Origin of the sequence: Nocardiopsis sp. SBT366 (assembly GCF_001083815.1) — a bacterium.
Lineage (GTDB): Bacteria > Actinomycetota > Actinomycetes > Streptosporangiales > Streptosporangiaceae > Nocardiopsis > Nocardiopsis prasina.
The window spans coordinates 80,324-106,868 of record NZ_LAVM01000003.1 but is presented as its reverse complement, the minus strand read 5'-3'; the positions used below and the strand labels follow the sequence as shown (position 1 = coordinate 106,868).

Below are 26,545 nucleotides of genomic sequence, written 5' to 3'. Positions count from 1 at the left end.
GGAAGGGCGTCGCGTAGACGTCACCGAACCGGCTTCGGTCGGGGGTTCCGGGCAGGGATAGGATTCCCGCACCCGCCCCACCCCCGAACCAGGATCGGAGCCGGAATGCCCGACACACACGAAGTGTTCAACCAGGCCACTCCGCTCGGTGACTACAGCGCCGCCGACGACCCCGCCCTCCTGGAGGGCCTGCGCCGCGAGGGCGCGGGCTGGGCTGAGGCCGACGTCCGCGAGATCGGAGACGCGGCGGGATCCGAGCGCGTGCGCGCGTGGGGCGAGTCCGCCAACGCCTATCCTCCGGTCCTGCGCACCCACGACCGCTACGGCCACCGCGTGGACGAGGTCGACTACCAGCCCGCCTACCACGTGCTCATGGACCAGGCCGTGGAACACGGTCTGCACGCCGCGCCCTGGGCGGACGAGCGTGAGGGCGCCCACGTGGCCCGAGCGGCCAAGTTCTTCCTGTGGTCGCAGGCGGAGAGCGGTCACGGCTGTCCGATCTCCATGACCTACGCCTCCGTCCCGGCGCTGCGTCACTCCCCCGAGCTGGCCGCGCGGTACGAGCCGCTGCTCACCGCGCGCTCCTACGACTTCGGGCTGCGGTCGCCGCTGACCAAGCGGGGCCTCCTCGCGGGCATGTCGATGACCGAGAAGCAGGGCGGCTCGGACGTGCGAGCCAACACCACGCGGGCCGTGCCCACGCCCGAGGGTCACCACCTGCTCACCGGTCACAAGTGGTTCACCTCCGCGCCCATGAGCGACGTCTTCCTGACCCTCGCGCAGGCTCCCGAGGGACTGACCTGTTTCCTGGTGCCGCGTGTTCTGCCCGACGGCTCCCGGAACCGGATGTTCGTCCAGCGGCTGAAGGACAAGCTGGGCAACAGGTCGAACGCCTCCGCCGAGCTGGAGTACGACGGTGCCGTGGCCCACGCGGTCGGCGAGCCGGGCCGGGGCGTGCCCACCATCATCGAGATGGTCAACAGCACCCGGCTGGACTGCGTGATCGGTTCCGCCTCGGGTATGCGCGCCGCCGTGGTGCAGGCCCTGCACCACGCCGAAACTCGGAGCACCTTCGGCTCACCGCTCGTGGACCAGCCGCTCATGCGCAACGTCCTGGCCGACCTCGCCCTGGAGTCCGAGGCCGCCACCGCGCTCATGACCCGCCTGGCCGGTTCGGTGGACCGCGCGGTGCGCGGCGACGAGGGCGAGGCCGCCTTCCGCCGCCTGGGCGTGGCCGTGGGCAAGTTCTGGGTGACCAAGCGCCAGCCGGTGCACGCGGCGGAGGCCCTGGAGTGCCTGGGCGGCAACGGGTACGTGGAGGAGTCGGGCATGCCCCGCCTGTTCCGGGACTCGCCGCTCAACTCCATCTGGGAGGGCTCGGGCAACGTGGCCGCACTGGACGTGCTCCGGGCGATGGCGAGGGCGCCGGAAGCGGTGGAGGCCTTTATGGCCGAACTCGGCACCGCCGCGGGCTCCGACGACCACTACGACGCCGCCCTGAAGCGGCTGGGTCAGGCCCTGGGCGATCTGGAGGAGGTCCAGTACCGGGCCCGCGCCGTGGTGGAACTGATGGCGCTGACTCTCCAGGCGTCGGTGCTCCTGCGCTACGCGCCCACCCCGGTGGCCGAGGCGTTCACCGTGTCCCGGCTGGGCGGCGAGTGGGGACACGTGTTCGGGACGCTGCCCAGGGGCGTGGACGCGGAGCTGATCCTGGACCGGGCGCGGCCCCGGCGCTGATCGTCGGGCTCCGCCTCCGCAGGCCGACGCCGTGACCCGTGTGCCGACCGCTCCCCTGGTGGGACGGTCGGCACCGCTGGTTCACGGGCCAAACCCCACCGACACCATTCCCACCCCTTTCACCGTCGCTCACATAAGCCGCAGAAAACGCAGAACGGGCACCCGAGAACGAACATCGGCCCAGTTCGGCATACTTCCGCGGCCGAAGCGGAAGAAAGAAGTCGTCACCATCAAAAACGCCCTTACGGGCCCTGAAACCTAGAGACTGACGACGCCTATGGTGGAAGTGTGGCCAGGTAGTTCCTATCCGCTCGGTGCGACCTACGACGGTTCCGGCACCAATTTCTCGCTCTTCTCCGAGGCGGCCGAACAGGTGGACCTGTGCCTGTTCGACGACGACGGCGAAGAGACCCGCATACCCCTGACCGAATACGACGGCTTCGTCTGGCACGGATACCTGCCCGGCATCGGTCCGGGACAGCAGTACGGGTACCGCGTCCACGGCCCCTACGCTCCCGACCAGGGGTTGCGGTGCAACCCGAACAAACTGCTCACCGATCCCTACGCGAAGGCGCTCAACGGCGACCTCACCTGGCACGAGTCGCTCTTCAGCTACCACTTCGCCGACCCGGACCGAAAGAACACGGCCGACAGCGCGAGATACGTGCCCAAGTGCGTGGTGGTCAGCCCGTTCTTCGACTGGGGCAACGAGACGCGCCCCAACACCCCGTACCACCAGACGGTGATCTACGAGGCGCACCTGCGCGGGCTGACGATGCGCCATCCGGCCATCCCGGAACACCAGAGGGGCACCTACTCGGGCCTGGCCCACCCGGAGGTCATCGACTACCTCACCTCGCTGGGGGTGACCGCCGTCGAGCTGATGCCCGTCCACCACTTCGTGCCCGAGCACGCGATGGTGGCCCGTGGGCTGACGAACTACTGGGGCTACAACACCCTGGCCTTCCTGGCTCCGCACAGCGGGTACGCCGCGCGCGGTTCGCGCGGCCAACAGGTGCAGGAGTTCAAGGCCATGGTGAAGTCGCTGCACGAGGCGGGCATCGAGGTGCTGCTCGACGTGGTCTACAACCACACCGCCGAGGGCGACCACATGGGCCCCACGCTGTCCTGGCGGGGCATCGACAACCTCGGCTACTACCGGGTCAGCGACGAGGACCAGCGCTACTACCTCGACTACACGGGCTGCGGGAACAGCCTGAACGTGCGCCACCCGCACTCGTTGCAGCTCATCATGGACTCGCTGCGTTACTGGGTCCTGGAAATGCACGTGGACGGGTTCCGCTTCGACCTCGCCTCGGCCCTGGCCCGCGAGTTCCACGACGTGGACCGGCTGAGCACGTTCTTCGACATCGTCCAGCAGGATCCGGTGATCTCCCAGGTCAAGCTGATCGCCGAACCCTGGGATGTGGGCCCGGGCGGCTACCAGGTGGGGAACTTCCCGCCGCTGTGGACCGAGTGGAACGGCAAGTACCGCGACACCGTCCGCGACTTCTGGCGCGGCGAGCCGGTCAAGGGCGAACTGGCCTCGCGGCTCGCCGGATCGAGCGACCTGTACCAGGACGACGGGCGCCGCCCCGTCGCCTCGATCAACTTCATCACCTGCCACGACGGCTTCACCATGGCCGACCTGGTCTCCTACAACGACAAGCACAACGAGGCCAACGGAGAGAACAACCGGGACGGCACGGACGACAACCGCTCCTGGAACCACGGCGTGGAGGGCCCCACCGAGGATCCCGCGATCCTCACGCTGCGCCGCAGGCAGGTCCGCAACTACCTCACCACCCTGTACCTGTCGCAGGGCGTGGTGATGATCTCGCACGGGGACGAGATCGGGCGTACCCAGGGCGGCAACAACAACGCCTACTGCCAGGACAACGAGATCGCCTGGATCGACTGGGAGGGGGCGGGGCTCACCGGCGACTACCCCGGCAACGACCTCCTGGCCTACGTGCGCGACCTGGCGCGGCTGCGTCGCGAACACCCGGTCTTCCGGCGCCGACGGTTCTTCCAGGGCAGCCCGGTGGAGGGCGCCAAAGCGGGGGCGGACGGTCTCCCGGACATCTCGTGGCTGCGACCGGACGGCTCGACCATGGAGGGTGACGACTGGGACACCGGTGAGCGGGCGCTGGGAGTGTTCCTCAACGGGGACGCCATCACCGAGCCCGACTCGCGTGGGCGCCGCATCCGCGACAGCTCCTTCGTGCTGCTGCTCAACAGCGGCCCCGAAACGGTGGAGTTCAAGCTTCCGGGCACCGAGTACGGCATGGCCTGGGAGACCGTGCTGGACACCGCCGATCCGGACGTGGAGGGGCGTCCGTTCGTCACGGCGGGCGGACCCGTCCGGGTGATCGACCGCGCCCTGACGCTGCTGAGGCGCGTCTCGCACCGCCACGGCTGACCGGGCACCCGTCCGGGACGGCTCCCCGGTACCGGAGGGGCCCGGGGAGGGGCCGGGGACCCGCGACGGGACCCGGCCCTACGCCGTGCGCCCGTCCCGCACCCCTAACCTGGGTGACCATGTCGAGCACACACAGCGCGGGTCCCGCCCCGGAGCCCGCCCGCTTCCGCGAACTCCTGCCCGTCCCCGGCAACACCGACGTGGACCTGGCCGAGGCCTACGCCTATCCGTTGGCCCTGGACCGGCCCTGGGTGCGCGCCAACATGGTCGCCAGCGCCGACGGCGGGGCGATCGGCCCCTCGGGGCGCAGCCGCGACCTGTCCTCCGACCCCGACCGCAGGGTCATGGGACTGCTGCGCGGGCTGTGCGACGTCGTCCTGGTCGGCGCCGCGACCGCACGCAAGGAGGGCTACCGCCCGGTGCGTCCGCGCGAGGTGTGGGATCGGCTGCGTGAGGGCCGTCCGTCCACGCCCCGTATCGCGGTGGTGTCGCGCTCGCTCGAACTCGACGCGGAGCTGCTCACCACGGCGCCCGACGACGCCCGCACGATCGTGTTCACCGTCGCGGACGCCCCCGCCGAACTCCGGGAGTTCGTGGCCGAGCACGCCGACCTCGTGGTGGTCGACGGCGTATCGGTGGGACCCGAGCACATCGTGAACGCCCTGGCCGAGCGCGGTCTGTACCGGGTGCTGACCGAGGGCGGCCCGCACCTGCTGGCGGAGTTCGTGGCGGCGGGGCTGCTGGACGAGCTCTGTCTGACGGTGAGCCCGCACCTGCTCGGCGCGGGCTCGCCCCGGATCGTCACCGGCGGCCCGGGGACGCCCGGCACCCTGGAGCGCACCTCCGCGAGGAGCACACCCGTGCGGATGGCGCACCTGTTGGAGGCGCAGGGCCACCTCTTCACGCGTTACCTGAGGGAATAGGGCGCCGCGCGGGTCCTCCCCGTAACCGCTCGGTTTCGGCCACCCCACAACGACGCATGAACCATCCCGCAACCGGACATACCCGTTGTGTGCCTCCCTAGGGAGGCACTCCGAATGGACACACCGCACCGGCGGGGCTCACCGGTGCGGCCCCTGGGCGAGAGGATGAACGTGGTGCCGACGTCCGAGAACGGGTCCCCTCCGGTGTACCGGGAGATAGCCGAGGAACTACGAGGACGGATCCGCTCCGGACGGTACGCCGACGGCGACCGCCTCCCCGGGGAGAACGCCCTCATGGAGCGCCACGGCGTCGCCCGGGCGACCGCCCGGCAGGCCCTGTCCGTGCTCATCAACGAGGGCCTGGCCGTGGCCGTGCGCGGGTCCGGCATCTACGTGCGCGCCTTCCGCCCCCTGCGAAGACACGGTGCCCGACGCCTCTCGAAGGACCTGTGGGGTGCCGGACGGTCCATCTGGCAGACCGACGGCGGCACACGGGGGTACGAGGTGGCGGGGCTCGCCGTCGACGAGCTCGTCCCGTGCGACCACGTCCTGAGGGCTCTGGACCTGGACGAGGGGTCCACCGTGGTGCGCCGCTCCCGTCTCTACCTCGTGGACGGCCGACCGGTGCAGAGCGCCGTCTCACACCTGCCCCCGCACCTGTGGGCGGGACGGGAGGAGGCCCCCGCCGCGCGCCGGGTCCGGGCCGAGGACAGCGGCCCCGGAGGCATCTACGCGCGACTCGCGGAACTCGGCCACGCCCCCGCCCACTTCACCGAGGAGATCCGGGTGCGCATGCCCACACCCGAGGAGGCGGAGGAGCTGAACCTGGCCCCGGGCACCCCCGTGCTGGAGGTGGCCCGGACCGCGCTGACCGCCGATCACCGGCCAGTGGAGTTCAACGAGATCACCATGGACGGTTCGGCGTACGTGTTGCAGTACGACTTCGACGCCTGAACACTCCCCGGAGGCGTCCCCGCCCCGCCTCGGGTCACGCGCGCCCCCGCGCCCGTTGATCGTGCACCCTCCCCACCTGGGGAAGACGCGAGGGGCGCCCCGTGTGGGGCGCCCCTCGCTCTCTCGTGGCGGACCGGACACGGCCCGCCGTTCGTCGCTACCTTGTGACGCTCGCGCTCGGACTCCGCGCGGTCACGGACTCCCCGCTCGGGGCCCCCGTGAGGTGGTCGCCCACGCGCGGACGCACCACGACCGGGACCACCTCGCTCGGAACCTCACCGTGTGGAGTCCCCTCGCTCGAGCTCTCCGTCTCCGCGCTCGGGGCTCGACCGCGACGGGAGACGAAGACCAGGTACGAGAGCGGTAGGAGGGTGAGTCCCACCGCCACGGCCCCGGCCGCCGCGAAGAACATGGTGTTGGACGAGGTCATCGCCCACTGCGCCATGCCCATCCCCAGCACTACCGCCACCACCAGGGCTCCGACGGCGATCGCCGTCACCAGCCCGAACAGCTTGCGGTCGCCCCAGGGCTCCGGCCGCGCGTACTCGATTCCGGCGACGGTGGAACGCAGGCTGAGCTCGGCGGCCCAGCGCAGTTCCCGTCCCACTCTCCGGCCCACGCGGGCAGCGCCGTCCCCGACGACCCGCACCCGTGACCGTGGTCCGGCGGTGGTCTGGTCCAACCACCACAGTCCGTACCGGATCCTGCCCACGCGCAGAGGCCGCTTGCTCACTCCGAGTGCCTCTTGAGCTGTAACAGCCATGCCACCTGCCTCAGTGCCCTCGATCACTGACCCCTGCAGGAGCCCCTACCCGCATGTTTGACCACCGAACGTCATCGAAGGTGAAGTTAGGCGTATGTGGCTTTTAAGGATGATTTACCTGAAGAGTGGGCTTAAGCCCGTTTTCTTCACACCGTGTCCCCTGTCGGCACCGGAGCGCGTTTCCGGGTAGCGTCGTCACCATGGCTGACGCAGCGGACCAGGCCCCGGACACCAACGGCGGGGCACCCAGGGACCTTCCCAGGAGCGACCAGGAGTGGCGCGAGCGCCTCAACGAGCAGGAGTACGCCGTGCTCCGCCTCTCGGGCACCGAACGCGCCTGGACCGGGGAGTACGTGGACACCAGGACCACCGGTGTCTACCGTTGCCGGGGGTGCGGAAGCGAACTCTTCCGCTCCGGCGAGAAGTTCGACTCCCACTGCGGGTGGCCGAGCTTCTTCGACCCGGCCGACACCGACGCCGTGACCCTGCACAGGGACGCCTCGCTCGGGACGGTGCGCACCGAGGTGCGATGTGCCACCTGCGCCTCCCACCTGGGTCACGTCTTCGAGGGCGAGGGGTACGACACCCCCACGGACCTCCGGTACTGCATCAACTCCGTCGCCCTCACCCTGGAGCCCACGGAGTAGGCGGCATGGCATCCTGGGTCGGGGACCGCCCGGACACCCGAACGGGACCGTCCCCGGATGCCAGCCGATCCCCGTTCCCTCCGGATCGGCGATAATCTCACCAGCGCACCGACGATCGGCCAGAAGTCGACCGGAGGGCGCGCGCGGCGGGACCCCACCCGGTGACCGCGCACACGCGAACCCGGCCCTCGCCGGGTTCACCCCTCACAGCGGTAACCGATGTGCGGGCGACCGACCGACCCGCGACGAAAGCGCTCGATGACCGACGACTCACCTTCCTCCTCCGTCTCCCCGCGCCCCCCGGCCAGACCACGCTTCGGCATGGCCCAGGGTTCCGCCCCGTGGCTGGTGCCCGCGCTCGGCGCGGCCGGCGTCGCCGCCCTGTCCGCCCGGCGTTCCCGGGCCGGGGCCGTGGTCGCCGCCCCGGTGATCGCCCTGGCTGCGGGAATGACCTGGTTCTTCCGGGACCCCAACCGGGGTCCGGCGACCGGGCGGGTACTGTCCGCGGCCGACGGCGTCGTACAGAGCCTCGACCCCCAGCCCGACGGGCGAATCAGGGTCGCGGTGTTCATGAACCCCCTCAACGTGCACGTCAACCGTGCGCCCCTCGCCGGAGTCGTGACCGGCGTCGAGCACCGCCCCGGGGGTTTCCGCCCCGCCTTCGACAAGGACAGCGAGCGTAATGAGCGCGTCATCTGGACCCTTGAAACCGAGATCGGTGAGATCACGGTCGTTCAAATCGCCGGCGCGTTGGTCCGGCGTATCGTCCCGTATCTCGCTGCGGGGCAGAAGGTCGAACAAGGCGAGAGGATCGGCCTCATCCGGTTCGGGTCACGCGTCGATGTCTACCTTCCGACCGGGGTCACCCCGGCGGTGGAGGTCGGCCAGAAGGTCCGCGCCGGAGAAACCCGTCTTGACGCCGACTGAGACCGTCCCCGCAGCACGGGCCGCCTCCGACCTCTCCGGTGAGGCGCCCCGGCTCCGTCTCGGCGTGGCCGACTACCTGACGCTGGGCAACGCCCTGTGCGGGTTCCTCGCGGTGTGGGCACTGGCCACGGCCCAGGCCGCGCACCTGGCCGGGGGCGCGGCGGGTCCGCTGCCGAAGTCGGCCATGGCCACGGCCGTGGGTCTGTTGATCGTCGCCGCCACCCTCGACGTGCTCGACGGCCGGGTCGCCCGCAAGCTGGGCGGCAGCGGCATGGGCGCGGAACTGGACAACCTCGCCGACGTGATCAGCTTCGGGTTCGCCCCGGCGTTCTTCTTCGTGGTGTGGGGCACCATCACGGGTGGCGCCGGAGTGCTGCCCGTGCTGGCGGGCGGCGCCGTGCTGCTCGCGGTGATCGTCCGGCTGGCCAGGTTCTCCTGCCAGGCCCCCGACGCGAACTACTTCACCGGACTTCCGTGCCCGTTCGGGGCGATGGCCGTGGTGACGATCGTGCTGCTGGACCCGCCGCTGCTGGCCGGGGTCGCGGCGGTGCTGCTCGTCTCGTGGCTGATGGTCAGCCGGATGGAGTACCCGAAGCCGCGTGGGAAGCGGATCTACGTGGTGCTGGGCATGCTCGCCACGGGCGTGGCCTTCATCGCCGCCTGGGGTCTGGGGCTGCCCGCCGGTGAGGCGCTGATCTACCTCATGAGCGCCCTGGTGCTGCTCACGATCGTCTCGCTCCCCTTCTACGTGATCGCCACACGTCGCGCGACGCCGCACGTCGGTCCGCACGTCGGTCCGCACATCGGCCCGCACGTCGGCCCGCACGTCGGCCCGCACGTCGAATAGCGTTCGCGGACGCCGGTCTGCGGCGTGTCGACAGCGAAGGACGGCCCCCGCGCCCAACGGTGCGGGGGCCGTCCTCGTCATACGGGGCGTTACGGCAGGGAGTCGACCAGCTCGGCCACGCTCTTGCGGCGCCCGGTGTAGAAGGGCAGCTCCTCGCGGGTGTGCAGGCGGGCCTTGGCTCCGCGCAGGTGGCGCATGAGGTCCACGATGCGGTACAGCTCGTCGGCCTCGAAGGCCAGCAGCCACTCGTAGTCGTTCAGACCGAACGAGGAGACCGTGTTGGCCCGCACGTCCGGGTACGGGGCGGCCATGCGGCCGTGCTCGGCCAGCATCGCGCGGCGCTCGTCGTCGGGCAGCAGGTACCACTCGTAGGAGCGCACGAACGGGTACACGCAGATGTTGTCGCGCGGCTCCTCCCCGGCCATGAAGGCGGGAACGTGGCCCCGGTTGAACTCCGCGGGGCGGTGCAGGCCCATGACCGACCACACCGCGGTGCCGGCGCGGCCGATCCGGGTCCGGCGGAACTCGGAGTAGACGCCCTGGAGCTGCTCCGGGGTGTCGGCGATCCACCAGAACATGATGTCGGCGTCGGCGCGGAAGCCCTGGACGTCGTAGCTGCCGCGCGTGGTCACGCCCTGCTCGGCGGCCTTGTCGAGGAGGCCCTGGAGCTCCTCGGCGGCGGCGGCGCGGTCCACGCCCTCCAGGCCGTCGACCCGGAAGACCGACCACATGGTGTAGCGGATGAGTTTGTTGAGGTCGGTGCCGTCCTGGGCGACGGCCTCGTTCTGCTGCCCCGTCACGGGTTGACTCCTTGCTGGTTCGGTCCGGCGGCGCTCTGGTCGCCGCCGCTGGTGCGGCTGTGGTCGGTGAGGGTGTCGGCCAGGCGCGCGGCCTCGAGGCTCGCGTCGGCGACACAGGCGGGGATGCCCACTCCCCCGTAGGCGGCGCCGCACACACCCAGCCCGCGGTGGCGTCGCACACCGGACCGGACCCGTTCCACCCGGTCGGCGTGGCCGACCCCGTACTGCGGCAGTCCGTCCGTCCACCGGGTCACCCGGGTCTGCACCGGCGTCCCGCGCAGACCGGTCACGTGCGCGAGGTCCGCGAGGGCGGCTCGGGCCAGTTCCTCGTCGGAGCGGCGCAGCGCGCCCGCGTCGCCGAACCGGCCGATGGAGCAGCGCAGGACCAGCAGGTCCTCCCCCGGGTTGACCCTATCCAGCTCCTGGGCCAGCCAGGGCCACTTGTTGCTGGAGAACGTGGCCGCCTTGATGGTCAGTCCCTCGCCCGCCGGGACCAGGAAGCCGGTGCCGGTGAGCGGGCGCGGGAAGGCGGCGGCGGGCAGGGCGAAGGTCACCAGCGCCATGCTCGCGTACTCGATCCGGCGCAGTTCCCCCGCGGCCCCGGGTTCGGTGTCGGCGAGCAGGCGTGCGGCCTCGGGGGCGGGGCAGGCGAGCAGGACCGCGTCACAGTCGACGCGCTCCTCGCCTACCGTCCCGTCCGCGCCCTCCAGACGCACCCTCCAGCCCCCGGGGGCCCGCTCCAGGGAGTGGGCCCGGGTACCGGTCCGCAGGTCCTTCTGCCGCGACGCCAGCGCGTCCACGAGTGAGGCGACGCCGCCGCGCAGGGAGGCGAAGACCGGTCCGGACCTGGTGGGGGCCGCGCCCCGACCGCTCAGACTCGTGTGCACGGCGCTCATCAGGGAGCGGTCGCGGCGGGCCATAGGGGCGATCTGCGGGAGGGTGGAGTCCAGGGAGAGTTCGTCGGCCCGTCCCGCGTAGACGCCTCCCAGGAGGGGTTCGACCAGGCGGTCCACCACCTGACGACCCATGCGTGCGCCGACGTAGGCGGCCACGGGCACGTCGGAGCGCACCGGGGTGCGGGGCCACACCAGGTCGAGGGCGGCGCGCAGGGTTCCGGCCGGGGAGAGGACCCCGCTGCGGGCCAGGGCCCGAAGGTCCCCGGGCACGCCCATGAGCTGCCCCTTGGGCAGGGAGCGGACGCGGCCGCGGCTGTAGATGGCCGCGCCACCGGACCCGGGGTGCACCACCTGGTCGTCCAGGCCGAGCTCACCGAAGAGGTCGAGGGCCTCGGGGCGGCGTGCGAGCACCGCCTCGGCACCGGCGTCGACGGACACACCGGCCACGGGCGAGGCGCGGAGCTTGCCCCCCGGGACGTCGGCGGCCTCGACCACCGTGGTGGTGACCCCCCGACCGTTCAGGCGGTGCGCGGCGGTGAGTCCGGAGACCCCGCCCCCGATCACGACGACATGCGGTGCTTCAGGCATGTCACCAGCTTCCCAGATGCCGCGCGTCACAGTGATCCGACGTCCCCGAAGACGGCCGTTGCCGTCCCGTTACGGCGCGGGGGAAACGATGCCCGCCCGGGCCGCGTCGAAGCGGCATGGACACCTCAGCGTTGACGCCGCCCCGCGCGGGCCGTACCGCCGGACTGACCGTCGCCTCCGGCCTGGCCGTCCTCCTGCTCGCCTCCTGTGCGACCTCCTCCGACAGCGGCGCGCCCGAACCCGCGCACCTGACCGCTCCGGAGCGGCAGGCCGACTCCGAGGCCGAGGCTGGAGCGGGGGCGGGGGCGGGGGTCGAGTTCTCCGCGCAGGGCCCTTCGGAGACGGAGGAAGGAACCAAGGGCGGTGGCACGGACGTGGAGGTCGCCGACCGGCGACTGGTCCACACCGCCGACATGACCGTGCGCGTCGAGGACGTGGCCGAGGCGGCCGAGCTGGCCAAGCGGCTCACCCTGGACACCGACGGCTACGTGGAGTCCGAGAGCCTCTCCACGCCCCGGGACGGCCACCCCGAGGGCCGCCTGACCCTCCGCATCCCCGACGAGGACTACGAGGGCGTGCTGGAGGACCTCGCCGACTTGGGCGACCGCTCCATGCTGGAGCGGTCCGTGCAGGACGTCACCGAGGAGGTTGCCGACGTCGAGAGCCGGATCGAGTCCTCCGAGACGGCTCTGGAGACCCTGCGCGGCTACCTGGAGGAGGCCCGGGACGTAGACGACCTCCTGCGGGTGGAGGGTGAGATCCAGCGGCGTCAGGAGGACCTGGAGGCGCTCCAGGCCCGGTTGAGGGTTCTGGACAACCAGACCTCCTACTCGACGGTGCACCTGACCCTCCAGCCGCCGACGACCTACCTGGAGGAGCCGGTCCGGGACTCCGTCGGTTTCCTGGGCGGCCTCGAACGCGGGTGGCGCGCGCTGGTGGACCTGGGGCAGGGGCTGGCCGTGCTCGTGGGCTGGCTGCTGCCCTTCGCCGTGGTGGTCGCGGTGGTCGGGGCCTGGCCGCTGTGGGCGTGGCGCGGACGCCGCAGGGCCCGCCGGGAGCTCGGCTCCGAGAAGGTCGCCAGCCCGGGAGCCGGGGCCCCGGGCGGGAACGACGGCGCGCGGACCGCCGCGCCGGCGCGGGACACGGAGACGGGCCCCGACACGAGGGACGACGGGGGCCGCGGCTGACCCGGACGACGCCCCCCGGAACGCGCCGAGGCCCGGCTCCCCACTCGGGGGCCGGGCCTCGGCGCGTGTGAGCGTGGCGGTGCGCCCCGGCGTGTTTTCTGGATGCTTTCGCCGGTGGCGGCCGAGCCGCCACCCATGCGAGCGGCCGCCTCCCCTACTGTGCGCTGCACGCGAGCTCCGCGGTCTCGCACAGCGGGGGTACTAGCTGGCTGTCTCCTCGTGCACGAAGGCGGTGAGGCGTTCGAGCATGCTCGGGTCCGTGCTGGGCAGCACGCCGTGGCCGAGGTTGAAGATGTGGCCGTCGGCGGCGCGGCCCCGCGCCAGGATGTCGCGCGTACGGTCCGCGACGACCTCCCAGGGAGCGAACAGGGTGGCCGGGTCCAGGTTGCCCTGGAGCGCCGTGCCCGGCTGGACCCGCTGGACGGCCTTGTCCAGGGGCACCCGCCAGTCCACGCCCACCACGTCGGCCCCGGCCTCGCTGAGCAGGCTCAGCAGCTCGCCGGTGCCCACGCCGAAGTGGATGCGCGGCACCTCGTACTCGCTCAGCTGACCGAAGATCCACGAGGTGTAGGGCAGCACCGAGGCACGGTAGTCCTCGGCGCTGAGCGCCCCCACCCAGGAGTCGAAGAGCTGGACCGCGCTGGCCCCGGCCTCGATCTGGGTCCGCAGGAAGGCCAGGGTGATGGTCGCCAGCCGCCGCATGAGCTCGTCCCACAGCTCGGGCTCGCCGTACATGAGCGCCTTGGTGCGCTCGTGGTTCTTCGACGGCCCGCCCTCGATGAGGTAGGAGGCCAGGGTGAACGGCGCACCCGCGAATCCGATGAGCGGCTTGTCACCGAGCTCACCCAGGAGCTGGCCGACCGCCTCGGTGACGTACGGGACGTCACCGGGTTCGAGCTCGCGCAGGCGTTTGATCCCGCTGGCGTCGCGGATCGGCTCGTCGACCACCGGGCCCACACCCGGCTTGATGTCCAGGTCGATCCCGATGGCCTTGAGCGGAACCACGATGTCGCTGAAGAAGATCGCGGCGTCCACGTCGTAGCGGCGGACCGGCTGCATCGTGATCTCGGTGATCAGGTCGGGCCGCGCACACGCCTCAAGCATCGGCACGTCGGCGCGGACCCGTCGGTACTCGGGCAGGGAGCGCCCTGCCTGGCGCATGAACCACACCGGCGTGTGGGACACCGGGAGGCGCCGGCAGGCGCGAAGGAAGGGAGATTCTTGAAGCGTCACCCTTGAATCGTGCCATGCCCGCCCCGGTGGTCTCACTCGGATCGACGTAGTCGGTGGTCACCGTCGGGGGAACGATCCGGGCCGGGCGGGGGCGAACCGGGTCGGACGGACTTCCGGGCGGTCCCAAGATCATCACAAAACACCGACACGCCGGGGGAACTGCGACTCCGCGCGGGTCTGTCGTGCCACGGTCGACTTCGTGCCCACCATCACACCATCGGCGGGGCACGTCCCGACGACCCCCGCCAGGACGCGTGATCACCACCAAATGAAGGCTGACGTTTCCACCATGCCCGATGTCGGTAGCGCCGAGAACGCTCAAGAGACGTTCCGGCGAGCGGTCGAGGCCCTGCGCTCTCCCCTCATCCGCCCCGAGATCGCCGTTCGGGAGATCCCCTCGCCCCAGCGGCTGGCGCCGCACTCCGCCGCCGTGTCCGCCGAGGTCTCGGTCCAGGGCGAGGAGATCGCCTGGGGACGGCTGATCGTCCTGTACGACCCCGAGGGCACCCGCGACTGGCCCGGCCCCTTCCGGGTGGTCTGCCAGGCCAACTCCGAGCTGGAGTCGGAGATCGCGACCGACCCCCTGCTGGGCCCGGTGGCCTGGAGCTGGCTCACCGACGCGCTGGAGGCCCACGGCGCAACCCACCACACCCTGAGCGGCACGGTGACCCGGGCCACCACCGAGGGGTTCGGCACCAAGGCCCACGAGGGAGCCACCACGGAGGTCGAGATGCGCGCCTCGTGGACCCCCGAGTCCGAGGACCTGTCCGGGCACATGAACGCCTGGCTGGCGTTGCTGGCGTCGGCTTCGGGGCTCCCGCCGCTGGACGTCACCGACATCGCACGCCAGCGATCCCGCCCCTGAGCACCCCTCGGACGCGCCCCCGACCCCGGCGCCGGACCTGGGAGGCCGGTATCGCCCGCCGATCCCGAAAGGGCCCGTATCTGCGTTCGGTGGCGACAGCGCATACCGTAGTGGTGTGGCGAACGCGTTGAACTCCAAGACAGACCCCCGCGAACCCGAAGACGACGCGGAGAGGGCGCCCCTACTGCGGGAGCCGCGCGAGGGCCTGCCCGAGGTCACCTCCGACGCGGCCTCACTGGCCGGAGTCATAGCCGCTCTGAACTCGGGTTCGGGGCCCGTCGCCGTGGACGCGGAGCGCGCCTCGGGGTACCGGTACGGGCAGCGCGCGTACCTGGTGCAGCTGCGCCGGGAGGGCTCGGGGTCGGCTCTGATCGACCCGATCGCCTGCCCGGACCTGAGTGAGCTCAACTCCGCGATCGACGGCGCCGAGGTGGTGCTGCACGCCGCGCACCAGGACCTGCCGTGCCTGACCGAGATCAACCTGCGCCCGAACCGGCTGTTCGACACCGAGCTGGCCGGGCGGCTGCTGGGCTACCAGCGGGTCGGGCTCGGGTTCATGGTGGAGCGTCTGCTCGACGTGCGTCTGGCCAAGGAGCACTCGGCGGTGGACTGGTCACAGCGCCCGCTGCCCGAGGACTGGCTGCGCTACGCGGCCCTGGACGTGGAGATCCTCATCGAGCTGCGGAACTCCCTGGAGACGGAGCTGGAGGAGACCGGGAAGCTGGAGTGGGCCCGCGAGGAGTTCGACTCCGTGCTGGCCGCTCCCCCCAAGGAGCCTCGCGCCGATCCGTGGCGACGCACCTCCGGTATCCACAAGGTCCGCAACCAGCGTGCCCTGGCCGCCGTGCGCGAGCTCTGGTACGAACGCGACCGCATCGCGCAGGAGCGCGACATCTCCCCGGGGCGGGTGCTGCCGGACGCGGCGATCGTGGAGGCGGCCACGGCGATGCCGCGCTCCGCGACGGACCTGACGAAGATCCGCCAGTTCGGTATCAAGCTGGCCCGCCGGTACGTGACCACGTGGATGAAGGCGCTGAACCGGGCCCGGGAGATGCCCCAGGCGGAGTTGCCGCGCCCCAACGCGCCCGGTGACGGCCCGCCCCCGGTGAACCGCTGGGCCGACCGCGCCCCCGAGGCGGCGCGCAGGCTGGAGGCGGCGCGGGCGACCGTGACGGGGATCGCGGAGGACGTCGTGATGCCCACCGAGAACCTTCTGCTGCCGGACACCGTCCGAAGGTTGGCGTGGGCTCCGCCGGAGCCCGTGGACGCGGACTCGGTGGGCGAGTTCCTGCGCACACGCGGCGCCCGGAACTGGCAGATCGGGCTCACTGCGGGACCCCTCGCCACGGCGCTCCTGGGTGCTGAAAAAGGCTGATCAGTACCCTCTTCAGCCGCTTTGAACCCAGACGTGACTGAACTCACCCCAACACGAGGGTGGTTCACGCCTGTTCCATAGCCCGCTGTCCGATTAAGTTATAGAAACGTGCTCTGAAAACTCAGGGCCGTTTCGTCAACGGGTGTGTACCGAATCGTGGGCTCACAAGGCTCTCGGCTCGTGTGATCAGGGAAATGTGGTGAGTCTGCTTGTCGTTCTGGCGTGCGCTGCTACGCGAGGCGGGGTTGACGCGTTCTGCCAAGGTCGAGTCGACCGAGGCCGCCATGCCCGCTTCCGACGATCAGTTCGAGGAACCCGCCGCCGTACCCCAGCAGGTACCGGCCTCGGCGGGCAGGGTGGCCGGGCAGCGACCGCTGCCCCAGCGGACGGCCGTGTCCGGCACGGTGGCCAAGGCCCCCACGGCCGGGACGCGGGCGGCTTCGCTGGAGCGCACCCTCCAGTCCCTGGTGGAGCGTCTGGGCACCGAGCACCCGGACACCATCACCGCCCGGAACAACCTGGCCACCAAGTACGCCCAGATGGGTCGGCGCCAGGCCGCTGTGCAGCAGTTCGAGCTGGCCCTGGGCGAGGCCGTCGCCGTCTACGGCGAGGAGCACCCCCGGACCGAGATCATCCGGGAGAACCTCGCCTGGGCGCTGGAGGACGTGGGCTGCCCCGCCGACGCCGCCGCGCAGTGGGAGATCCTGCTCGGCCAGCGGGAGAGCCAGTTCGGCCCGGCCGACGAGGACACGGTGGAGGCGCGTATGCGCCTGGCCGTGTGCTACCGCCGCAGCGGCCGGGTGGACGCCGCGGTGGCCCACTACGCGCGGGCCATCGAGGACGTCGCCTCCACCGAACGTCGTGAGGAGCTGCGGCTGGGCATGAGCGCGGCGCAGAGCATGGCCGGCCGGTACGAGGAGGCCGTCTCGCAGCTGCGCATGGTGCTGGCCGGGCGCCGCCGTCGCCTGGGCAAGGGCCACCTGGACACCCTCGCGGTGCACCACCGGCTGGGCCGCGCCTACACGCAGGCGGGCCGGGCGGACGAGGCGGTCGAGGTGCTGCGCGAGGCCTACAGGGTGGCGCTCAACTCCTCGGGCGACCCGGAGGTCAGACGGTTGACCATGAGACTTCGCCGCGACCTGGCGGGTGCCTACAACGCCGCCGGTCGCCACCGCGAGGCCAACGCGCTGCTCTGACCCGGGCGACACACCCGACGCTCACCGGGGCCGGGAACTCCATGGGGGTTCCCGGCCCCTTCCCGTGCCCGGGTGTGCGCACCGCGGGCGGGGGAAGGAGCCAGCCACGTGCGAAATCCATTCGCGTCCACCCGCCCTGCGCTGACATGATCCGTCCGTCGTCAGCCCCACCGGAGAGAGCCATGCGCGAACTGAGCCACGAGGAGATTCGATCCTCGTTCGTCAACTGCCCCAAGGGCGAGACCAAGCGGTTGAGCTTTCCCTCGACCCTGCCGGTCCTGGACTGGGAGGACACGGACTTCCTCGGTTGGACCGACCCCAAGGCGCCGGGCCGGGCCTACCTGGTGGTCGACTCCGGCGAGGAACCCCTTGGGATCGCCCTGCGACTGCCGACCGGGAACCGCAAGGCCAACTTCTTCAAGTCGATGACCTGCTCGTTCTGTGTGACGGTCCACCCCGCCGGTGGGGTTCGGCTGTTCAGCGCGCCCAAACCCGGCAAGGCCGGTCGGCAGGGGGACACGGTCGGCCTGTACATGTGCGCGGACCTCGCCTGCCCGCTCTACGTGCGGGGCAAGCGGGAGTCCGCGCTGATCCAGCCAGCGGAGACCATCACCCGTGAGGAGCGCATCCAGCGCCTGCACCTCAACGTGGACCGCTTCGCCTCCTCCTTCCTCACCCTCGGCTGAGTCCTCCGGGACACGGGCTCCGTGATCAGGTGAGTTCGCGGGCGGGCGGCAACGGAGAGGGGGAATCGGCCGGGGCCGCGTCCTCCTCCGGTTCCGGGGCGATGAGCTGCCCGGCGGCCAGGTCCCGGTAGAGGCCGTCACGTTCGACCAGTTCGGCGTGAGTACCCACCGCGCGGACCCGACCCGCCTCCAGGACCACGATCCGCTCCGCGCTGGTGACCGTCGACAACCGGTGCGCGACGACGATCACGTTGGTGTCGCGTGCCGCCGCCAGCATCACCGCCTTGAGGGCACCCTCGTTGGCGGCGTCCAGCTGGGAGGTGGCCTCGTCCATGAGGAGCAGCCGGGGGCGGCGCAGCAGGGCACGGGCGATCGCCACGCGCTGGCGTTCGCCGCCGGAGATGGTCACGCCCCGGTGGCCGATCGGGCTCTCCAGTCCGTCGGGCAGGCGTTCGACCAGGTCCGTGAGGCGGGCGGTGCGGATCACCTTCCGGAGCTGCTCCTCGGTGGCGTGCGGGGCGGCCATGGTGAGGTTGGCGCGCAGGGTTCCGTCCAGGACCGGCGCGTCCTGTTCGACGTAGCCGATCTGCGAGCGCAGAGCCTCGAGGGGCCAGTCGCGGACGTCGGTGCCGTCCAGGCGCACACTGCCGGAGGTGGCGTCGTAGAAGCGCTCGATCAGGGAGAACACGGTGGTCTTGCCCGAACCCGAGGGGCCGACCAGGGCGGTCAGGCCCGGCCCCGAGGCCTCGAAGCTCACACCGTGGTGCACCAGGGGCAGCTCGGGGTGGTAGCGGAAGGTGACGTCGGTGAGGCAGACCTCGGCGGGGCGTGCGGCGGCGGGTTCGGTGCGAGCGGCCCCTGGGTCCTCCTGTTCGAGGTCGGCGACCTCGTCGATCCGGCGGACGGCGGCCAGTCCGGTCTGGAGCTCGGTGGCCGACCGCACCAGGGAGCTGATGGGTTCCATGAGGTAGAAGAGCAGCAGCAGGAAGGCGATGAGGGAGGACACGCTCATGCTCCCCGCCGCCACCATGCCGCCGCCCACGCCCAGCACCACGAGGAAGCTGGTGTTGACCGCGAGCATGGACAGCGTGCCGGCCAGCGCGGTCCATCCGGCCACGGAGACTCCCCTGCGCCAGGACTCCACGGCGGCCTCGTCGAGGTCGGCGATCTCGGCGCGTTCGGCGGAGGAGGCCTTGACGGTGCGGAAGGCGCCGAAGATCCGTTCCAGGAGTGATCCCATCACTCCGAGCGAGGCCTGGGCTGCCTGGGTGGCGCGGCCGATCCTGGGCAGGACGACCCCCATGAGGAGTCCGACCGCCAGGATCATGCCCAGGGTGATCAGAAGCAGCGTCGGGCTGAGCACCCCCATGACGACGATGCCGCCGACCAGCAGGACCGAGCTGGTGAAGAGGTTGGTGATGCCGCTGGTGGCGACCGAGCGGAGCAGGGTGGTGTCGGCGGTGAGCCGCGAGACCAGGTCACCCGGCTTGAGCCGGTCGAGTTCTCCCACGCGCAACCGGACGAGACGGCCCACGAGGGTGCGCCGCACGCCGAGCACCACGCTCTGACCGGTGCGTTCGAGGACGAAGGAGCCCAGGGCACCGATGACGGCTCCGATGAGCACCACGGCCAGCAGGGCGAGGATCGGCCCGGAGATGGGCGCGCCGCCGCCCAGGGCGTCGATCACGTACTTGGCCATGAGCGGCTGGACCAGCCCGGTGACGCCGCCGAGGAACGTCAGGGCACCGCCGACGAGGAGCATCCGCCAGTGGGGCCGGGCGTACTCCCACAGTCGCCGCAGGGGTGCCCTGGGCGCCCGTCTGAGCAGTTCCTGGTGTTCGGTGTCAGGTCGTGGCATCGTCGTCCCCGTGTCGTCCCCGTCAGGTGTCCACTCACAGGTAACCGTCATCGCGTGTGCGCCCACAAGCGCCGAAGGTAGGGCGATCGTCCTACTTCGGAAGTGATCGGCCCCGCCGCTCGCACTATTTGTTACCGGCGAGTAGCATGGGCTCATACAGTCCACCCAACGCTTGGAGAAGGAGGGGCCATCGTGTCGCGAACTGCCCGCGATGTCGTGTTTGTCGATGGGGTCCGCACCCCGTTCGGCAAGTCAGGCAAGGGCCTCTACGCCGAGACGCGCGCCGACGACCTGATCGTCCGCGTCATCCGCGAACTGATGCGCCGCAACCCGGGCCTGCCCCCGGAGCGCGTCGACGAGGTCGCCATCGCCGCCACCACCCAGATTGGCGACCAGGGCCTGACCCTCGGGCGCACCGCCGCGATCCTCGCCGGGCTGCCGCGCAGCGTCCCCGGTTACTCCATCGACCGCATGTGCGCCGGCGCCCTCACCGCCGCGACCACGGCGGGCGCGGGCATCTCCTTCGGTGCCTACGACGTCGTGATCGCCGGTGGCGTCGAGCACATGGGCCGCCACCCCATGGGCGAGGGCGTCGACCCCAACCCCCGCATCATCTCCGAGAAGCTGGTCGACCCGTCCGCGCTGGTCATGGGCAACACCGCCGAGAACCTGCACGACCGGTTCCCGACCATCACCAAGGAGCGCGCCGACGCCTACGCGGTGCGCAGCCAGGAGAAGGTCGCCAAGGCCTATGCCGACGGCAAGATCCAGCCCGACCTGGTCGAGACCCTGGTCCGCTCGGCGGAGAAGGGCTTCGGACTGGCCACCCAGGACGAGCCGCCGCGTCCTGGCACCACCATGGAGTCGCTCGCGGGCCTCAAGACCCCGTTCCGCGCGCACGGCAACGTGACGCCCGGCAACGCGGCCGGTCTCAACGACGGCGCCACCGGCACGCTGCTCATGGCCGAGGAGGTTGCCGAGGAGCTGGGCCTGGAAGCCAGGATGCGTCTGGTCGACTTCTCCTTCACGGGCGTCGAGCCCGAGGTTATGGGTGTCGGACCGGTCCCGGCCACCGAGAAGCTGTTCGCCCGCCAGGGCATCACGATCGACGACGTCGGCCTGATCGAGATCAACGAGGCCTTCGCCGTCCAGGTGCTCGCCTTCCTCGAGCACTTCGGTATCGCCGACGACGACGCCCGCGTCAACCCGTGGGGCGGCGCCATCGCCGTCGGCCACCCGCTGGCCTCCTCCGGCGGCCGTCTGATGATGCAGCTCGCGCGCCAGTTCGCCGAGCGCCCCGACGTCCGCTACGGCATCACCACCATGTGCGTGGGCCTGGGCATGGGCGGGACCATCCTGTGGGAGAACACCAACTACGAGGGGGGCAAGTGAGCACCGCCATCGAAGAAGCCCGCGAGCTTTTCAAGGACGAGGTCGTCACCAACGCGATCTCCCGCGATGTCGAGCTCCCCTACGGCGCGGGCACCGCTGTCCTGATCACCTTGGACAACGGGCATGACCACACCAAGCCGAACACCTTCGGCCCCGGCGGTCTGCTGAGCCTGGACGCGGCGATCGAGGCGGCCAGGACGCGCACGGACATCGTGGCCGTGGCCGTCACCGGCAAGCCGTTCATCTTCGCGGTCGGCGCCGACCTCACCGGTGTCCCCGCGCTCCAGAACCGCGAGCAGGCCGAGGCCATCGGCAAGCTGGGACACGACGTGTTCCGCAAGCTCGGTGAGCTGGACGTGCCCACCTTCGCTCTGGTCAACGGCGCGGCCATGGGCGGCGGCGTCGAGGTGGCGCTGCACTGCTCGTACCGCACCGTGTCCTCCGGCGTCCCGGCCTTCGCGCTCCCCGAGGCCTTCCTCGGCCTGGTCCCCGGTTGGGGCGGCACCTACCTGCTGCCCAACCTGATCGGCGCCGAGAAGGCCCTGAAGCTGATCGTTGACAACCCGCTCGCCCAGAACAGGATGATCAAGGGCAAGCAGGTCTTCGAGATGGGGATCGCCGACGCGATCTTCGAGCCCGCCGACTTCGTCGAGGAGTCCCTGCGCTGGGCCGCGAAGGTCGTCAAGGGTGACCTCACGGTCGAGCGTCCCGAGGTCGACAAGGGCGAGGCCTGGGACAACGCGGTCAACATGGCCCGTTTCGTGGTCGAGGGCAAGTTGCACGGCGCCGCCCCGGCCCCGGCCCGCGCCGTCGAGCTGGTCGCCGCCGCCAAGACCGCCACCCGCGACGAGGGCTTCGACGCCGAGGACCAGGCGCTCGCCGACCTGATCATGAGCGACGAGCTCAAGGCCGGCCTGTACGCCTTCGACCTCGTGCAGAAGCGCGCCAAGCGTCCCGCCGGGGCGCCGGACAAGTCGCTGGCCCGCAAGGTCACCAAGGTCGGCGTCGTCGGTGCCGGTCTGATGGCAGGGCAGCTGGCCCTGCTGTTCGCGCGCCGCCTGGACGTGCCGGTCGTCATGACCGACCTGGACCAGGACCGCCTCAACAAGGGCGTGGACTACGTCCACGGCGAGGTCGACAAGCTCCTCAAGAAGGGGCGCGTCAACCAGGACAAGGCCAACCACCTCAAGGCCCTGGTCTCCGGTTCGCTCACCAAGGACGCCTTCTCGGACGCCGACTTCGTCATCGAGGCCGTCTTCGAGAAGATGGAGGTCAAGCAGCAGGTGTTCGCCGAGGTGGAGGCCGTGGTCTCCCCCGAGGCGATCCTCGCGACCAACACCTCCTCGCTGTCCATCACCGAGATGGCGTCGAAGCTCCAGCACCCCGAGCGGGTCGTGGGCTTCCACTTCTTCAACCCCGTCGCCGTCCTGCCGCTGCTGGAGATCGTGCGCGGCGACCGTACCGACGACGCCTCGCTGGCCACGGCGTTCGCCACGGCCAAGAAGCTGAAGAAGACCTCGGTCCTGTGCAAGGACGCCCCGGCGTTCGTCGTCAACCGCCTGCTCACCCTGTTCATGGGTGAGGTCCTGGCCGCGGTGGGCGAGGGCACCGAGCCCGAGGTGGCCGACCGCGCGGTCGCGCCGCTGGGTCTGCCGATGTCGCCGCTCATGCTGCTCCAGCTGGTCGGCCCGGCGGTCGGTCTGCACGTGGCCGAGACCCTGCACGGGGCGTTCCCGGAGCGCTTCGCGGTCTCGCCGCAGCTGGAGGCCGTGGTCAAGGCGGGCAGGACGGAGATCTTCGCACCGGACCTGACCATCGACCCCGAGGTGAAGGAACTCCTCAAGGGCGGGGACTCCCCCTCCGAGGAGAAGGAGATCCTGGACCGGGCCCTGCGCGCCATGGCCAAGGAGATCCAGATCATGCTGGACGAGGGTGTCGTGGCCGAGGCCGCCGACATCGATCTGTGCCTGATCACGGGCGCGGGCTGGCCCTTCCACACCGGCGGCATCACCCCGTACCTGGACAAGGTTGGTGTGTCCACCGAGGTGAACGGCAAGCCGTTCCACGAGGGCGCCCCGAAGGCCTTCTAGGCTCCCCGGTCGCCAAGGGCCCGGTCCCCCCACCAGGGGGCCGGGTCCTTTTCGTGTCACAGGGGACGACCCGGTCGGTCCGCGAGACCATGCTTCCAAGGAACCGGCAGCAACGGCCAGCGGGCCTTGGAGGAGCTCATGATGACGGACACCTACGAGTACACGAGTGCCTGGACCGAGAGCCTCAGGGCCGAGGGAAGGGCCGAAGCAAAGAGCGAGTCCGTCCTGCGTGTGCTCGAGGCCCGGGGGAAGTCCCCCGACGACGCGGCGCGGGAACGGATCGCGGCCTGCCGCGACCTCGGACAACTCGACGTCTGGTTCGACCGGGCCCTGAGCGTCGACTCCGTCGACGAGGTCTTGCGGGACTGAGGCGGATTCGGCCGACCGCCCGGGACGAGCGGTCGGCCGAAAGTAGAATGCGGCCATGAACGAGGCGAGTGGGTGGGTCTCCCCCCTGTGGCGACTGACCGGGTTCCGACTGATCAAGCTCGGCGAGCTCCTCCAGGCGACCACCGCGTCGGCCTTCGAGGAACTGGAGGTCAGCCCACGCCAGTTCCACGTGCTCGCGGCGACGGCGTCCATGGCCGACCCCTCGCAGCAGGAGCTGAGCCGCGCCCTGGGCATCGACCCCAACGTGATGGTCGGGGTCGTCGACGATCTGGAACGGCAGGGGCTGGTCGAACGCGTGCGCAACCCCCGGGACCGCAGGCGCTACATCGTGACCCCCACCGCACGGGCCCTGGAGGTACTGGAGCGGGCCCGCGCGGAGGCCGAGCGGTTGGAGGGCGCGTTCTTCGCCGAACTGAACGAGGACGAGCGCGCCGCCCTGCACGAGCTGTCCGGCCGTCTCGTGGCGGCGCACCCCCGGGTCACCAAGACCGAGTAGTCAGTGGCTCAGGCCCAGCCTGGCGTGCATGCGGCGCAGGGGCGCGGGAGCCCACCAGTTGGCCCGACCGGCCAGGCGCATGGTGACCGGGACCAGCACGCCCCGGATCAGGGTGGCGTCGACCAGGATCACCGCCGCCATCCCCACCGCGAGCATGATCAGGTAGAGGACGCTGGAGGTCGCGTAGACCGCGAAGGAGGCGGCCAGCACCACGGCAGCGGCGGTCACCAGCGGGCCGCTGCGCTGGAGCCCGGCCGCCACAGCGGACGTCGTGTCGCCGGTCAGGTCGTACTCCTCCTTGATCCTGGCCAGCATGAACACCTCGTAGTCCATGGACAGCCCGAAGGCCACGCAGAACATCAGGATCGGGAAGGTCACCTCCAGGGTTCCGTTGGCGGTGAACCCCAGGACACCGGACAGGTGGCCCTCCTGGAACACCCAGACGATCACACCGAACATCACCGCCAGGCTGAGCACGTTGAGCAGGATCGCCTTCAGCGGCAGGAGCAGGCTCCCGGTCATCAGGAACAGCAGTACGAAGGTGACCGCCAGGATCATCCCCACCACGAGCGGCACCCGTTCCAGGAGGGCGTCGCCGAAGTCGGTGAGGTCGGCCGGGTAACCGCCGATCGCGGTGTCGGCCGGGGCGGGCACGTCACGGAGGAGATCGATGAACCCGGAGGCGTCCTCCAGCGCCGTTGAGGCGGGCACCACCGAGAACCACGTCGCCCCCTCCGGGCCGAAGCGTTCGGCGGCGTCCCCGGGTGTGATCGTGAGCCGCCCGTCCTGGTAGGTGCCGGTGCGGGCGTCGACCTGGGCCACCCCGGACACCCGGGACAGGGCGGCGGCGTAGGCGTCGACCTCCTCCGTCGCGGTGTCCGTGGAGTCGACCAGAACGTGCACGGCGTCCATCTCCTCCTGGGAGAAGCCCGCCTCGATCTGCTCCTGGACGTCGCGGCTGGAGTGGCCCTCGGGCAGGACGCGCGCGTCGGGCAGGCCGAAGTTGATACCGAGCGCGGGCAGTGCCAGCAGCAGGACCAGGCCGAGGGCGGGCACACCGTAGAGCAGGGGGCGGCGCGTCATCCGCAGCGCGGTGGCGTGCCACCAACCCCGGTCGGCGCGCGGCTCGCTGCGGGGCCGGACCCGGTGCCCCACCCTCGCGAGCGCGGCGGGCAGAACCACCAGGGCGGCGACCACGGAGGTCAGGACCACGCCCACTCCGGCGTAGGCGAACGACTGGAGGAAGGGGAAGGGGAAGAGCATCAGGCAGGACAGCGCGATCGCCACGGTGAGGCCGCTGAACACCACGGTGCGCCCGGCTCGGGCCACGGCCAGCTCCACGGCCTCGGGAACTCCGTGGCCCCGGGCGAGCTCCTCTCGGAACCGGGTGATCACGAACAGGCCGTAGTCGACTCCGAGCCCGATCCCCATGACCAGAGTGAGGTTGGCGGCGAAGGTCGACACCTCGGTGAGTGCGGCCACCCCGCGCAGCAGGGCGAGGGTGGTGACCACCGAGTACACCCCCATGGCCAGGGTGAGCGCGGCCACGGAGACCCTGCGGTAGAGCAGCAGGAGCAGGGCGAAGACCAGCGGCAGGATGATGATCTCGGCGCGCACGAAGTCGCTCTGGGCCTGGGCCGCCGCCTGGCGGAAGATCTCGTCGCCTCCCCCGACCTCCACGCGGATCGCGTCGTCGTTGCGGGTGAAGTCGGGTGAGATGTCGGCGAGTGCGGTGCGGGCCTCGGTGACCGACCCCGACATTCGCACGGTGACCAGTGCCTGGGTGGCGTCGTCGGAGCGCATCGCGGGTGAACCGTCGCGCGACCAGTAGGAGGCGGTCTCGACGACACCGTCACGGGCGGCCAGTTCCCGTTCGAGTCCGGTGGCGGCCTCCACGACCTCCGGAGAGTCGACGGTGCCCCGTTGGGCGGTGACCAACAGCAGGAAGTGGTGCTTGCCGGTGCCGAAGCCCTCCTCCAGGGACTGTTCGACCTGGTGGGACTCGGAGCCGGGGCTCTCGAAGCGGCTGAGTTGGAGGCGGTCGAGGACTCCCGCGGCCAGGAAGAGAGCGGCGAGAGCGACGGCCGTGGCCAGCAGCAGGACGCGACCGGAGTGGCGGGCGACCGTGCGGCCAAGCCTGGCAAGCGGTGATGGTCGGGCGGGGGTGGTGACGGGTGGGGCGGCCATGACTTCTCCTGGAGAGTGCGTGTGGCGCCGGGTCAGGTGCACCGATCCCTGATTGATAAAGCGAACATATCGTATGTACTAACTAT

At 71.0% G+C, this 26,545-nt stretch carries 21 protein-coding genes and 1 pseudogene; 16 read left to right on the top strand and 6 right to left on the bottom strand.

Annotation, left to right across the window (positions count from 1 at the left end; translation table 11 throughout):
- Window positions 1–105: 105 nt before the first annotated feature.
- The 4 genes from ADX84_RS01770 to ADX84_RS01755 all read left to right on the top strand — a co-directional run bounded on the left by ADX84_RS01770 (window position 106) and on the right by ADX84_RS01755 (window position 6,036).
- The gene (locus ADX84_RS01770) at window positions 106–1,737 is read left to right on the top strand and encodes an acyl-CoA dehydrogenase family protein (RefSeq protein WP_049566277.1); all 1,632 of its coding nucleotides are present in this window, start codon (window positions 106–108) and stop codon (window positions 1,735–1,737) included.
- Window positions 1,738–2,014: 277 nt separating this feature from the next.
- A complete protein-coding gene (gene glgX, locus ADX84_RS01765) occupies window positions 2,015–4,159 on the top strand; it encodes a glycogen debranching protein GlgX (RefSeq protein WP_049566275.1) in 2,145 nt (714 codons plus the stop codon).
- Window positions 4,160–4,278: 119 nt separating this feature from the next.
- Window positions 4,279–5,082 (top strand): pyrimidine reductase family protein, encoded by an 804-nt coding sequence (locus ADX84_RS01760; protein ID WP_049566271.1) that lies wholly within the window; start codon window positions 4,279–4,281, stop codon window positions 5,080–5,082.
- A 165-nt stretch (window positions 5,083–5,247) separates the two neighbouring features.
- Window positions 5,248–6,036: a GntR family transcriptional regulator gene (locus ADX84_RS01755; RefSeq protein ID WP_049566338.1), complete on the top strand. Its 789-nt coding sequence runs from the start codon at window positions 5,248–5,250 to the stop codon at window positions 6,034–6,036.
- A 325-nt stretch (window positions 6,037–6,361) separates the two neighbouring features.
- Here ADX84_RS01755 and ADX84_RS01750 read toward each other — a convergent pair.
- Window positions 6,362–6,748 (bottom strand): annotated as a pseudogene (locus ADX84_RS01750) (hypothetical protein); the annotation flags it as partial.
- A 251-nt stretch (window positions 6,749–6,999) separates the two neighbouring features.
- Here ADX84_RS01750 and msrB point away from each other — a divergent pair.
- From msrB to ADX84_RS01735, 3 genes are all read left to right on the top strand, one after another.
- Window positions 7,000–7,446, top strand: a complete 447-nt coding sequence (gene msrB, locus ADX84_RS01745) for a peptide-methionine (R)-S-oxide reductase MsrB (protein WP_049566268.1) — start codon at window positions 7,000–7,002, stop codon at window positions 7,444–7,446.
- Window positions 7,447–7,704: 258 nt separating this feature from the next.
- The gene (locus tag ADX84_RS01740; RefSeq protein ID WP_049566265.1) at window positions 7,705–8,373 is read left to right on the top strand and encodes a phosphatidylserine decarboxylase; all 669 of its coding nucleotides are present in this window, start codon (window positions 7,705–7,707) and stop codon (window positions 8,371–8,373) included.
- Window positions 8,360–9,220, top strand: a complete 861-nt coding sequence (locus tag ADX84_RS01735; RefSeq protein ID WP_049566261.1) for a phosphatidylcholine/phosphatidylserine synthase — start codon at window positions 8,360–8,362, stop codon at window positions 9,218–9,220. Before ADX84_RS01740 ends, ADX84_RS01735 begins: the two co-directional genes overlap by 14 nt.
- Window positions 9,221–9,309: 89 nt before the next feature.
- Here ADX84_RS01735 and hemQ read toward each other — a convergent pair whose 3' ends face one another.
- Together hemQ and hemG are read right to left on the bottom strand one after the other, a co-directional pair.
- Complete coding sequence (hemQ, locus tag ADX84_RS01730; RefSeq protein WP_049566256.1) at window positions 9,310–10,020, bottom strand: hydrogen peroxide-dependent heme synthase; 711 nt, start codon at window positions 10,018–10,020, stop codon at window positions 9,310–9,312.
- Window positions 10,017–11,504 carry a protoporphyrinogen oxidase gene (hemG, locus tag ADX84_RS01725; protein ID WP_049566252.1) on the bottom strand — a complete coding sequence of 496 codons (1,488 nt, stop codon included), beginning with the start codon at window positions 11,502–11,504 and terminating at the stop codon, window positions 10,017–10,019. Before hemG ends, hemQ begins: the two co-directional genes overlap by 4 nt.
- A 116-nt stretch (window positions 11,505–11,620) precedes the next feature.
- Between hemG and ADX84_RS01720 the strand changes: the two genes are divergently transcribed.
- Window positions 11,621–12,691, top strand: coding sequence for a DUF4349 domain-containing protein (locus ADX84_RS01720; protein WP_049566248.1), 1,071 nt, complete (start codon window positions 11,621–11,623; stop codon window positions 12,689–12,691).
- A 201-nt stretch (window positions 12,692–12,892) separates the two neighbouring features.
- On the opposite strand, the gene hemE is transcribed toward ADX84_RS01720, so the two are convergent.
- The gene (hemE, locus tag ADX84_RS01715) at window positions 12,893–13,861 is read right to left on the bottom strand and encodes a uroporphyrinogen decarboxylase (RefSeq protein WP_234003816.1); all 969 of its coding nucleotides are present in this window, start codon (window positions 13,859–13,861) and stop codon (window positions 12,893–12,895) included.
- A 352-nt stretch (window positions 13,862–14,213) separates the two neighbouring features.
- Here hemE and ADX84_RS01710 point away from each other — a divergent pair, with 352 nt between their 5' ends.
- From ADX84_RS01710 to ADX84_RS01695, 4 genes are all read left to right on the top strand, one after another.
- Window positions 14,214–14,789 carry a DUF3000 domain-containing protein gene (locus tag ADX84_RS01710; protein WP_026129726.1) on the top strand — a complete coding sequence of 192 codons (576 nt, stop codon included), beginning with the start codon at window positions 14,214–14,216 and terminating at the stop codon, window positions 14,787–14,789.
- Window positions 14,790–14,916: 127 nt separating this feature from the next.
- Window positions 14,917–16,164 (top strand): HRDC domain-containing protein, encoded by a 1,248-nt coding sequence (locus tag ADX84_RS01705; protein WP_049566242.1) that lies wholly within the window; start codon window positions 14,917–14,919, stop codon window positions 16,162–16,164.
- Window positions 16,165–16,373: 209 nt separating this feature from the next.
- Window positions 16,374–17,360 carry a tetratricopeptide repeat protein gene (locus tag ADX84_RS01700; protein WP_049566239.1) on the top strand — a complete coding sequence of 329 codons (987 nt, stop codon included), beginning with the start codon at window positions 16,374–16,376 and terminating at the stop codon, window positions 17,358–17,360.
- A 182-nt stretch (window positions 17,361–17,542) separates the two neighbouring features.
- The gene (locus ADX84_RS01695; protein ID WP_049566235.1) at window positions 17,543–18,046 is read left to right on the top strand and encodes an FBP domain-containing protein; all 504 of its coding nucleotides are present in this window, start codon (window positions 17,543–17,545) and stop codon (window positions 18,044–18,046) included.
- A gap of 25 nt (window positions 18,047–18,071) precedes the next feature.
- Here ADX84_RS01695 and ADX84_RS01690 read toward each other — a convergent pair whose 3' ends face one another.
- Entirely contained in the window at window positions 18,072–19,904 is a 1,833-nt protein-coding gene (locus ADX84_RS01690) for an ABC transporter ATP-binding protein (protein ID WP_049566232.1), read from the bottom strand.
- Window positions 19,905–20,120: 216 nt separating this feature from the next.
- Between ADX84_RS01690 and ADX84_RS01685 the strand changes: the two genes are divergently transcribed.
- From ADX84_RS01685 to ADX84_RS01670, 4 genes are all read left to right on the top strand, one after another.
- A complete protein-coding gene (locus ADX84_RS01685; RefSeq protein ID WP_199776448.1) occupies window positions 20,121–21,296 on the top strand; it encodes an acetyl-CoA C-acyltransferase in 1,176 nt (391 codons plus the stop codon).
- On the top strand, window positions 21,293–23,386 hold the full coding sequence (locus tag ADX84_RS01680; RefSeq protein ID WP_049566226.1) for a 3-hydroxyacyl-CoA dehydrogenase NAD-binding domain-containing protein: 2,094 nt from the start codon (window positions 21,293–21,295) through the stop codon (window positions 23,384–23,386). Before ADX84_RS01685 ends, ADX84_RS01680 begins: the two co-directional genes overlap by 4 nt.
- Window positions 23,387–23,527: 141 nt before the next feature.
- Window positions 23,528–23,755 (top strand): hypothetical protein, encoded by a 228-nt coding sequence (locus ADX84_RS01675; RefSeq protein WP_199776445.1) that lies wholly within the window; start codon window positions 23,528–23,530, stop codon window positions 23,753–23,755.
- 55 nt (window positions 23,756–23,810) lie between these two features.
- Window positions 23,811–24,272: a MarR family winged helix-turn-helix transcriptional regulator gene (locus ADX84_RS01670; protein ID WP_049566219.1), complete on the top strand. Its 462-nt coding sequence runs from the start codon at window positions 23,811–23,813 to the stop codon at window positions 24,270–24,272.
- On the opposite strand, the gene ADX84_RS01665 is transcribed toward ADX84_RS01670, so the two are convergent.
- Window positions 24,273–26,459 (bottom strand): MMPL family transporter, encoded by a 2,187-nt coding sequence (locus tag ADX84_RS01665; protein WP_049566216.1) that lies wholly within the window; start codon window positions 26,457–26,459, stop codon window positions 24,273–24,275.
- Window positions 26,460–26,545: the final 86 nt, after the last annotated feature.

Coding starts and splice junctions, on each gene's coding strand:
- ADX84_RS01770 (WP_049566277.1), top strand. CDS start 106: ATGCCCGACACACACGAAGTGTTCAACCAGGCCACTCCGCTCGGTGAC.
- glgX (WP_049566275.1), top strand. CDS start 2,015: ATGGTGGAAGTGTGGCCAGGTAGTTCCTATCCGCTCGGTGCGACCTAC.
- ADX84_RS01760 (WP_049566271.1), top strand. CDS start 4,279: ATGTCGAGCACACACAGCGCGGGTCCCGCCCCGGAGCCCGCCCGCTTC.
- ADX84_RS01755 (WP_049566338.1), top strand. CDS start 5,248: ATGAACGTGGTGCCGACGTCCGAGAACGGGTCCCCTCCGGTGTACCGG.
- msrB (WP_049566268.1), top strand. CDS start 7,000: ATGGCTGACGCAGCGGACCAGGCCCCGGACACCAACGGCGGGGCACCC.
- ADX84_RS01740 (WP_049566265.1), top strand. CDS start 7,705: ATGACCGACGACTCACCTTCCTCCTCCGTCTCCCCGCGCCCCCCGGCC.
- hemG (WP_049566252.1), bottom strand. CDS start 11,504: ATGCCTGAAGCACCGCATGTCGTCGTGATCGGGGGCGGGGTCTCCGGA.
- ADX84_RS01720 (WP_049566248.1), top strand. CDS start 11,621: ATGGACACCTCAGCGTTGACGCCGCCCCGCGCGGGCCGTACCGCCGGA.
- ADX84_RS01710 (WP_026129726.1), top strand. CDS start 14,214: ATGCCCGATGTCGGTAGCGCCGAGAACGCTCAAGAGACGTTCCGGCGA.
- ADX84_RS01695 (WP_049566235.1), top strand. CDS start 17,543: ATGCGCGAACTGAGCCACGAGGAGATTCGATCCTCGTTCGTCAACTGC.
- ADX84_RS01690 (WP_049566232.1), bottom strand. CDS start 19,904: ATGCCACGACCTGACACCGAACACCAGGAACTGCTCAGACGGGCGCCC.
- ADX84_RS01675 (WP_199776445.1), top strand. CDS start 23,528: ATGACGGACACCTACGAGTACACGAGTGCCTGGACCGAGAGCCTCAGG.
- ADX84_RS01670 (WP_049566219.1), top strand. CDS start 23,811: ATGAACGAGGCGAGTGGGTGGGTCTCCCCCCTGTGGCGACTGACCGGG.
- ADX84_RS01665 (WP_049566216.1), bottom strand. CDS start 26,459: ATGGCCGCCCCACCCGTCACCACCCCCGCCCGACCATCACCGCTTGCC.